General features: G+C 24.1%; 12 protein-coding genes. 9 read left to right on the top strand and 3 right to left on the bottom strand.

Features of this window, described 5'->3' with window-relative positions; genetic code table 4:
* Window positions 1-47: 47 nt before the first annotated feature.
* The 8 genes from AACL24_RS11520 to AACL24_RS11485 all read left to right on the top strand — a co-directional run bounded on the left by AACL24_RS11520 (window position 48) and on the right by AACL24_RS11485 (window position 6,272).
* On the top strand, window positions 48-521 hold the full coding sequence (locus AACL24_RS11520; RefSeq protein ID WP_339046837.1) for an ankyrin repeat domain-containing protein: 474 nt from the start codon (window positions 48-50) through the stop codon (window positions 519-521).
* 39 nt (window positions 522-560) lie between these two features.
* Complete coding sequence (locus tag AACL24_RS11515; RefSeq protein WP_339046836.1) at window positions 561-1,025, top strand: hypothetical protein; 465 nt, start codon at window positions 561-563, stop codon at window positions 1,023-1,025.
* 219 nt (window positions 1,026-1,244) lie between these two features.
* Window positions 1,245-2,228, top strand: coding sequence for a signal recognition particle-docking protein FtsY (gene ftsY, locus AACL24_RS11510; RefSeq protein WP_339046835.1), 984 nt, complete (start codon window positions 1,245-1,247; stop codon window positions 2,226-2,228).
* Window positions 2,221-2,535 (top strand): YlxM family DNA-binding protein, encoded by a 315-nt coding sequence (gene ylxM / locus AACL24_RS11505; protein ID WP_339046834.1) that lies wholly within the window; start codon window positions 2,221-2,223, stop codon window positions 2,533-2,535. Before ftsY ends, ylxM begins: the two co-directional genes overlap by 8 nt.
* 15 nt (window positions 2,536-2,550) lie before the next feature.
* Window positions 2,551-3,378: a TIGR00282 family metallophosphoesterase gene (locus tag AACL24_RS11500; protein ID WP_339046833.1), complete on the top strand. Its 828-nt coding sequence runs from the start codon at window positions 2,551-2,553 to the stop codon at window positions 3,376-3,378.
* A gap of 30 nt (window positions 3,379-3,408) precedes the next feature.
* On the top strand, window positions 3,409-4,395 hold the full coding sequence (locus AACL24_RS11495) for an alpha/beta fold hydrolase (RefSeq protein WP_339046832.1): 987 nt from the start codon (window positions 3,409-3,411) through the stop codon (window positions 4,393-4,395).
* 11 nt (window positions 4,396-4,406) lie between these two features.
* Window positions 4,407-5,582 (top strand): methionine adenosyltransferase, encoded by a 1,176-nt coding sequence (gene metK / locus AACL24_RS11490; RefSeq protein ID WP_422398097.1) that lies wholly within the window; start codon window positions 4,407-4,409, stop codon window positions 5,580-5,582.
* 18 nt (window positions 5,583-5,600) lie between these two features.
* On the top strand, window positions 5,601-6,272 hold the full coding sequence (locus tag AACL24_RS11485) for a copper homeostasis protein CutC (protein WP_339046830.1): 672 nt from the start codon (window positions 5,601-5,603) through the stop codon (window positions 6,270-6,272).
* Between the two features lie 102 nt (window positions 6,273-6,374).
* Here AACL24_RS11485 and AACL24_RS11480 read toward each other — a convergent pair whose 3' ends face one another.
* Entirely contained in the window at window positions 6,375-7,595 is a 1,221-nt protein-coding gene (locus AACL24_RS11480) for an IS3 family transposase (protein WP_339046829.1), read from the bottom strand.
* Window positions 7,596-7,657: 62 nt separating this feature from the next.
* On the bottom strand, window positions 7,658-7,840 hold the full coding sequence (locus tag AACL24_RS11475) for an ankyrin repeat domain-containing protein (RefSeq protein WP_339046828.1): 183 nt from the start codon (window positions 7,838-7,840) through the stop codon (window positions 7,658-7,660).
* Between the two features lie 316 nt (window positions 7,841-8,156).
* On the opposite strand from AACL24_RS11475, the gene AACL24_RS11470 reads away from it, so the two are divergent.
* On the top strand, window positions 8,157-9,197 hold the full coding sequence (locus AACL24_RS11470; RefSeq protein WP_339046827.1) for a hypothetical protein: 1,041 nt from the start codon (window positions 8,157-8,159) through the stop codon (window positions 9,195-9,197).
* Window positions 9,198-9,257: 60 nt separating this feature from the next.
* Here AACL24_RS11470 and AACL24_RS11465 read toward each other — a convergent pair whose 3' ends face one another.
* A complete protein-coding gene (locus AACL24_RS11465; RefSeq protein ID WP_252318981.1) occupies window positions 9,258-10,229 on the bottom strand; it encodes a 3'-5' exoribonuclease YhaM family protein in 972 nt (323 codons plus the stop codon).
* Window positions 10,230-10,238 lie beyond the last annotated feature (9 nt).

The following is a 10,238-nucleotide window of genomic DNA, read 5'->3' as shown; positions in this document are numbered from 1 at the left end:
ATTTTAAAGTAAATGGGTTTTTATTTTGAAAGGAGAAAAAAAGAAATTTGAAAGATGAATCATTAATTTCTAATTATTATGATATATTAAATGTATTACCAACAGCATCAGTAGCAGAAATTAAAAAAAAATTCAAACAGACTGCTCTAAAAACTCACCCAGATAAAAATAATAATCCTCAATCAAAACTTAAAATGCAAGAATTGAATGAAGCAAAAAGAATATTAACGGATGAAAACTTAAGAAAAGTTTTTGATCAAAAACTTTTTATTTACTTTTTACAAAATGGTAATAATAAGGTAGTTATTTATTTTATTAGTAAGAAAATAAATAATTTAAATATAAATGAAAAAGATAATTCTGGTAATACTCCTTTACATTATGCATGTTTTCATAATTTTTTAGAAACTGCAGATCTATTAATTAAATATGGTGCTAATATAAATGCCAAAAATAATAGCGATAATACTCCTTTACATTATGGTATAATGGGTAATGCTGATTTAAAATTTATTAATTAATTAATTAATAAAGTTGCTAAATTTATTGAGAAAGATAAAATGGGTAATGATAGTTTATCTTTTGCCAAAGATTTTTCAAAAGATAAGAAAGTTTCTAAATTTTTTTTAAAAAAAATGCAAAAATTAAGAATAAAACAAAATCAACAAATCTTATTAAATATAACTAAAAGAATTACTAATATTGAAAGAGAAATTATCAATATTGAAAGAGATATTGCACATTTTGAACAGAAAAAAGCAAATTCAGTATTAAATTATATTATTATTATTTTTACTTTTGGTTGTGTTAATAAGAACAAAGATATAAATAAGGATATTTTAATTAAGACTGATCAACTTAAAAATTTATTTTTAGAAAAAGAAATTGCTAATAATGAGAAACATGTATTTGAAGAAAAAATAAAGCGATTAAGTTTTAATAAAACTAAAAAAATAAATGCAATGGATTTAGAAAATCAACCTTCAACAAATGGATATAACCCATCAAATTCATCATGTATTTAATAAAACAAGTTAAAAGATTGCAAAAGCAATCTTTTATTTTTAGCTAAAATCAAGAAAAAATGATTGATATTTTTTGGATTTATTATTAAATTAAAATATAATAAATTACTTATTAAATAAAACTTTTAAATCGTACTATTAATATTTTAATAAAATTAAAGTATTAATGTCATAAATAACTAGTTATTTATTGGTATAATAAACAATGTAGGTGAAAATATGGCATTTTTTAAAAATTTAAAGACAAAATTATTTGGTCAAAAGACAACTAAATATGATCAGGGCCTTAAAAAGTCAAGAACATTATTTGCATCTAAAATTAAAGCATTAGCAGCGCGTTATCATCAACTTGATGAACAATATTTTGAAGAATTAACTGAAGTATTAATTTTAGCAGATGTTGGATACAAAATGGCAGAAACTATTACTGATGAAATTCGTCATGAAGCTAAAATTCAAAAATTAACAAAACCAAAAGATATTAATGATATTATTATTGATAAAATGTTTGTTATTTATACTGATGGTCAGTTGGTTTCTACAAGATTAAATTTTAGTAGTAATAATATTTCGTTATTTTTAGTTGTTGGTGTTAATGGTAATGGTAAGACAACATCAGCAGCTAAATTAGCAGCTAAATTAAAAACACAAGGTAAAAAACCAATTCTAGTTGCTGCTGATACTTTTCGTGCTGGTGCAGTTGAACAATTGCAAATTTGAGCAGAAAGAATTGGTATTCCTTGTTATTTAGGAACACCAAAGCAAGATCCAGCTAGTGTTGTTTATGCTGGAATTGAAGCAGCTAAATCTGAAGGTTGTGATGTTATTATTGTTGATACAGCAGGGAGATTAGAAAATAAAGTTAATTTGATGCAGGAGTTAAAAAAGATTAATAAAATTATTACTCAGAAATTAGGACATGAAGCTAATGAAACATTGTTAGTAATTGATGCTACAACTGGACAAAATGGTATTAATCAAGCGCAAGAATTTATGAAAATTGTTTCTTTGACTGGCATTATTTTAACAAAAATGGATGGCACTGCTAAAGGTGGCATTATTCTTGCTATTAAGGAAGAATTAGATATTCCTGTTAAATTAATGGGTTTTGGTGAAGGTATTAATGACTTGGAAGAGTTTGATTTAGATAAGTATATTTTTAGTTTAACAAGTGATTTGTTTGTGGAGTATGAAAATGAATAGTTTAGAAAAACAAGTTTTATATTATACTTTATTTGCTTTTTATAATACATTATTAACAGCAAAACAAAAACAATATTTTACAAATTACTTTATTGAGAATTTATCTTTACAAGAAATCGCTGATTTACAAAAAGTATCACGAACGGCTGTTCATGATAGTCTACAAAAAGTTATTATTTTATTAAATAAATATGAAAGTAAGTTGCATCTTTATGAAAAATATAAAAAACGACAAGTAATATATGAAAAATATACGGAAAAGTATAATTTTATTAAAGTTTTACAAGAAATTGATAAAATAGAATAAAGCAGGTGGAAATTAATGAAAATTTTAATAATTGGTGATATTTACAGTATTGTTGGTAGACAAATGGTTAAATATTGAATTCCTAAAATAAAAAAGGAATATGAAAATCAATTTAAGATTGATTTAGTAGTTGCGAATGGTGAAAATACTACTCATGGTAAATCATTATGTAAAAAACACTATGATGAATTAAAAAATGCTGGTATTCATATTATTACTACCGGTAATCATATTTTTGGTCATCCTGATGTTGCTAAGTATATTAATACAACTCCCGATTTATTGCGTCCTTTAAATTATAATCCTTATCATCCAGGTAATGGTACAATTTTAGTTAAAGTTGGTAATAAAAAAGTACGTGTAACAAACTTAATTGGTCGTACTTTCATGGATAAATCTGATAATCCTTATTTTGCTCTTGAACAACTTATTACGATTGATAAACAAAATAGTGAAGAAAAAAGTGACATTCATATTATTGATTTTCATGCTGAAGCAACAGCGGAAAAGTTATCTTTTGCTTGAAATTTTGATGGTCAAGTTACTTGTGTGGTAGGGACTCATACTCATGTTCAAACAGCAGATAATCGTTTATTACCAAAAGGTACTGCTTTTATTAGCGATGTTGGAATGACAGGTCCGTTTTATTCTATTATTGGTGCTAAAGCTGAAGAAGTTATTATTCGTGATAAAAAAAGTATGCCGGCAAAATTTAGTCCAGCTGATGGTGAAGGTCAATTTTCAGCTGTTTTATTAACTATTAATGATGAGACAAATAAAGCACAAAAAATTGAACGTATTTTTATTCATCCACAAGCACCTAATTTTAAAATTTACGAATAATTACAAATATAGGAAGGGACTAACTTTAACATGATATGAAACAATGCTAATTTTTTTACTGATAAAAATGGTTTATATTCGATTTTAATTGGGATTAGTATATTAATTATTTTAATAATTTTAAGAATTTTATTAATGGCAAAAATTAAAGATAATGTTCATGTACAACAAGCTGCTGAAATACGAGAAAAGGTAATTATTTTACGTGATGGTTATGAAGTAAAATTATTTAAGCAAATGGTTGATAAAAGTACAGTCATTATTATTGGTGCTCATGGCTTGCAAGGTCAAAAAGATGATTTTAAATTATTAAGTTCTTTTTGTAAAAAATCACAACTATCTTTAATTACTTATGATCGAAGAGGTAATGGTAAAAATGGACAAGATTGAAAATTTAAATCATTAGGTACTGATATTAATGATTTAAAAGATATAATAAGTGCAGTAAAATCTAAATATCCTAATCAAAAAATTATTGTTTTTGGTGAATCATTAGGCGCAGCTATTGCCAGTCATGTTGTTAAAAATAATTCACAAGTATCAGCATTAATTACTAGTAATTTAGTAACTAAAAAAAATCTTTATCAATTTTCATTAAGTTTTATTATTTGTTTTTGTTTTGCTTTTATTTTTAATTCTAATATTCAAATGCCAATCTATGTTGAAAATCAAGATATTTCTAGTAATAATGCTCATATTACTAATATAAATCAAAGATATAGTAATCGTCAAAATTGATCATTACGTTTTTTACTACAATTTAAAAAAATTAATAAAAAAAGTATAATGGAAATTAGTAATTCAAAACTTCCAACGTTAATCTTGCAAAGTGCTGATGATGTATTTAGTGATTTTCATCAACTTAAAATTAATAAAAAATATTGGAAGAAACATCATAGTTATGTTTTTATTTTTGATGGTAAACATGCTTTAATTAATGAACCTAATATTAAAGATATATTTGATAATGAAATTATGCCATGAATTACAAAAAAAATTTTACTTGAGAAAGGTTAAAAAATATGAAATTAATACCTAATATTACCCATCCTCTTTTTACTAGTGAGTCTGTTGCTCCTGGTCATCCTGATAAGATTTGCGATCAAATTGCTGATGCAATTTTAGATGCTTTTTTAAAACAAGATCCACATGCCAAAGTAGCATGTGAGGTTTTTATTACTATAAATTTTGTTTTAATTGGTGGTGAAGTTCATAGTCATGCTCAAGTTGATTATCAAGCAATTGCGCGAAAAGTTATTACTGAAATTGGTTATATAAATGATGAAATTGGATTTAATGGTTTTACTTGTGAAATTAAAGTGTTAATTCATGAACAATCACCTGATATTTTACAAGGTGTTGAATTAAAAAATCATCAAATTGGTGCTGGTGATCAAGGAATAATGTTTGGTTATGCATGTCAACAAACATCAGAATATATGCCATTAGCAATTATTTTAGCACATGAATTAATTAAACGAGCTACAAAATTACGAAAGGAAAAAAAATTTAAGTATGCACTTCTTGATATGAAAGCGCAAGTTACTATTGATCAAGAAGACCCTAAAAATTTAAAAATACATACTATTTTAATGAGCATTCAACATCAAGCAAATTATGATGAAAAACAATTTAAAACATTTATTCATAAAGAAATTATGCAATATATTGCTAATAAATATCATTTAAATATTGATTTTAAATATTTAATTAATCCAACTGGTAAATTTGTAATTGGTGGACCTGCTGGTGATACTGGTTTAACAGGAAGAAAATTAATGGTTGATACTTATGGTGGAGCTGCTTGTCATGGTGGGGGAGCTTTTTCAGGAAAAGATCCCACTAAAGTTGATAGAACGGGTGCTTATTATGCTAGGTATATTGCTAAAAATATTGTTGCTGCTAACTTAGCAAAGATTTGTGAAGTACAATTAGCTTATGCAATTGGAACTCCTGAACCAATTGCAATATTTGTTAATACTCATCAAACTATTATTTCCGGTTTAACAGAGGCAAAATTAACAGAAATAATTTATCAAGTCTTTGATTGTTCTGCTAGTGCTATGATTGATAAATTAGAGTTATTTAAACAAAATTATCAACAATTATCAACTTATGGTCATTTTGGTAGAAATGATTTACAATTACCTTGAGAGAAATTAGATAAAGTTAGTTTATTGAAAACTTATTTATCAAAAAAATAAGATGGGGAGAGATATTTTATGTTTTTAGAAGTAATAGCTACATCTTTAAAAGATATAGAAAAAATTAATAATTCTTTAGCTAATCAAGTTGAGCTTTGTACTGCTATGGAATTTGGTGGTTATACTCCAAATTATGAATTGATTGCTGAAGCATGTAAAATTTCATTGAAACCAGTAATGGTTATGGTTAGAAATAATAATAATAATGGTTTTAATATTACTGATAATGATTTTAAAATCTTTAAAAGAGATATTGAATTTATTAAAACAACTCATGCATCAGGTATTGTTTGTGGTATTTTAACTAAAGATAATAATATTGATGTTGAAAGAATGAGTGAAATTATTAAATTAGCAAAGCCTTTAAAAATAACTTTTCATGGTGCTTTTGATGAAATTTTTAATAAAAAACAAGCTTTAGAACAGTTAGTAAAATTAGGTGTTACTACAGTTTTAACTTCTGGTGGTCAAGATAATATTGTAAATAATATTAATAAATTTAAAGAATTAAAGAAATTAAATTTACCAATAAAAATTCTTGCTGGTGGTGGAGTTAATTTAGAAAATATTAATGTTTTATTAAAAAATGGTATTAATGATATTCACGTTGGAAAATGTGTGCACGAAGATAATAATTTTAATAATCCTATTAATTATCAATTAATTAATAATATTAAAAATATGGCATAAATAATAAAAAGTTTTATAATAGATAAGATTAAACATTTAACAAGGTTACTGTTCTGAATTTGTCAAGAAAAGTGGACAATTAAAGTAACCTTTTATTAAATTTTATAAAATAGTGTTTGTAAGTGTTAAATTTGTAGATATGAAGTAATTATTTGTTGATTTGGAATGAGCTAATCGATATTCGATTGGACTCATTCCTTTTAATTTTGTTTGAGGTCTATCGTTATTATAAAAGTAAATATATTTGGGTAAATTTTCTTTTATTCATTCAATAGTTCTGTTTTTTCTTAGAATTTGATATAGAAATTCTGTTTTCATTGTTCCAAATCAAGATTCAGTAGCACCATTATCACAAGAATTACCTCTTCTAGACATCGAAATTTTTATTTTTAATTCGTCACATAAGGTTTTATAAGAAGGATTTGTATAATGAAATCCTTGGTCTGATTGTAAAATTCATGAAGTAGGTTTTTGAGCATTAACTCAAGCTTGAATAATGTTTTGGACAACAAATGTCATATCTAAACTTGCGCTTATTTTATAATCTAATATTTCATTATTATGAAAATCTTTAACAATTGATAAATAATATGTTTTACCATTAGTCAATAAATAAGTTATATCAGTACCTAATTTTTGATTTAAATCAGTAGTTGAAAAATCACGATTTAATAAATTATCATATCTTAAACTTCCTGATTTAGTTTTATAATCAAATTTCTTTATGCGAACCTTAGCTTTTAAACCCATATTTCTCATATATCTATATACAACATGAAATTTTAATTTTAAATTATAAATTTTGTTAATTAATAAAGTTATCATTTTATAACCATAAATTTCTTTAAATTCATAAAAAATATTTTTAATTATATTAGCTAAAAATTTATCTCATTTATTAAATTCATTCATTCCGTTTTTAATTCATTTGTAATATCCTGATTTTGAAACCTTTAAAAATCAACATAAATAACTAATCTGATATTTTTTCTTCAAGGAGAAAATCAGAAAATATTTCTTCTTTTTTGTCGATTTTTCTAAATACTTTTTTATATCGTTCATTACCTTAATATATTGAATTAATTCTTGTTTTGTCATTTCATTAAAATTTAAAGATTTGGTTCGACCTGTTCTTTTGGTTTTTTTAGCACGAATTCCATTGCCATATTCTAAACCTTCTTCACCTAATAATTTGTATGCTTTAATTCATTCTTTTATTGATGATCGGCCAATACCATATTCTAATGCAGTTTTATCAATCGTTTTAATTTTACTTATTTTTATTATTTTTAACTTTTCTTCTTTTGATAGTCATTTAGCCATAAAAAAAATTAACACCTTTCTTAAAGTATTTTTAACACAAAGGTTACAATTCTGTGTCTACTTTATTCTAGATGTTCAGTATTATTTTCTATTAAAAATTGAACTATTTCAATGTGACCATAATCAGCGGCTGTTATTAAGGCACCCTCCATATCGAACTTATTGTTATCAGGATTAAGTAGTAAAGTTTTAACTGTTTGTAAGTCACCTTCTTCAATAGCTGTTAAAAATTTATTTTTAGGCATTTCTTTATCTTCCTTTTCTAAATTAAAACAAAAAACCTATTTATTTTGAAATAAAGTAAATAGGTCAAAAACTTATATTAAATTTTAATAATATAATATCACATTTTCTTTACTAGTAATAGATAATTATAATTTTTAATTAAAAAATAATTTTAAAATATATAAAAAAGAAAAGAAATTTTTTAAAAAATAACTTAATTTACAAGTATTTTTGCATATTAAAGTTATATTGTAAAATATTCGGTTTTCATATATTATTAATTCAAAATCTTTATTGGTTTTTAAATTAACTTATTATTTTTAAGCGAGGTAAAAAATGAAAAACTTAGTAAAATTATTATCGATCTTAACAATATCAACACCAATACCATTATCAGTTGTTGCTTGTGATAATAACACAACACAAAAAACAGAATTAAAAGATAAAATTACTAAACTAACAACAAATATTACTGTAGATGTTAATAAAAGTAATAAAAAATTAGATACATTAATAAATAATACAATAGAAGTTAAAAACTTAAATCCAAAGTTAGGTAACCCTGTAATTAAATATTTTAGTGATAAAGAAGCTAAAAATGATATAACTACTAAATTACAAAAAGTTGGTGATTTATATATAGTTATTACTAGCAATAGTAATGATTTGAATTATCAAGGTTCAACAGCGCCAATTAAAATAAATATAAAAGAACAATCTGATAAAACTGATTTAAGTACTATTACTCAATTAACTGGTTTAGACATTATTGCTAATCCAAGTAAAAGTTATAAAGAATTAATTAGTAATATAAATAGTTTTGATGAATTTAAGTCAATACCATTAGCTGCTGGTTATCAACTTCAATTTTATAACGAAAATAATGAAGAAATAACAAACAATAAACAAGAACTTGAAAAAGTATCTAAAATAGTTGTCAAAATAAGTAGTAATTCAAATGATCCAAATTATCAAGGTTCAACAATGATTGATATAACTAAACAAACAATTATTTCAGATATTGATATGCAAAATTATTTTGCAAAGACAACTTTGCCATTCGCTTCATGAGCACCAGCAACTTCAACTAAAGCAACAATGAATAAACAAGAAGCAGTAACAGATGTTATAAATAAATTAAAAAAATTACAAAAAGATTCAGAATTAGCTGTTAAAGTTTTATTAAAAGGTATGTATAAAGAAAAAATTGATTTTAATAAGCTTAGAAATGAAAATGAAATTTATGATAAAAATGAAAAGCCAGTACCTAATGATTGATTTAAAGATAAAGAATCAGATAAAGAAGCAAATGTATTGATTTTTTATGGTAATACAGAAACTGGTTATTTTTATCCTATAAAAATAAATATAAATTAATTTATTAAAATTTATGATAAAAAATAAACTCTCTTTTAATTAAAAGAGAGTTTTTATTATTTAAACTTTTTTATTTTTTTCTTTTAAATTTTGATGTTTATAGAACATTCTATTTTCAATACTTGCAATACGAGCAGTTGATTCACCAACATTAATATTAACCAATGCTTCATCAATTGCATAGATCTTTGCATCTAAGTTATCTAAATGATGTAAAATTTCAGCTTCTATTGTTTTTGGTAAGACAGGTGAACCATATTCATATTTACCATGACTAGCTAATATTAGATGCTGTAATAAAACTACGATTTCTTCTTCTAAGTTAATATTTAATTCCTTACAAGCGAGTGTAACTTGCATTGCGCCTAATGAAATATGACCAATCATTTTACCTGATAGTGTATATGAACTAATAGGATTATTATTTAATTCAACCATTTTTCCATAATCATGCATAATGATTCCTGCATATAATAGTTCACTATTAATATTACGATCATTATAAAGTGCTACTACTTGTTTTGCCATTCTTAACATTGTTACTGAGTGTCATAATAAACCGCTTTGAACAGCATGATGCATTTTAACTGCTGCTGGTCACTTCTTATAATCATCAATATTTTTTTTATTAAAACATTGGATTAATACTTTTTTTAAAATTGGATTTTTAAATTCCTTTATTGTTTGACTAATTTCAGTTCATGCTTCAATAATATTAATTGGTGCTTGTGTAAGTAATAAATCATAATATTCACTAGGATTAGTAATAATAGTTCAATTATTAATTTTTAGTTGTATTTCATTATTATAATTAATGCTATTTGCTTCAATTTTAATTACTTGTCCTATTGTTAATTGTTCAATAGTTTCTTTGCTTACGTCTCAAATTCTTGCTGAAATTGTCCCAGTTTTATCTTGTAATTGTAAGTTTAAATAATTAGTATTGTTAGAAGCAACACCTTGAATTACTCGATTAATAATTACTACTAAACTTAAAACATTATTAGGTTTAATATCTTTAATTACAGTCATTTTTTAGTT

Source organism: Spiroplasma endosymbiont of Colias croceus (assembly GCF_964020095.1).
GTDB lineage: Bacteria > Bacillota_I > Bacilli_A > Mycoplasmatales > VBWQ01 > Spiroplasma_E.
This window is presented reverse-complemented; position numbering and strand designations above follow the sequence as displayed.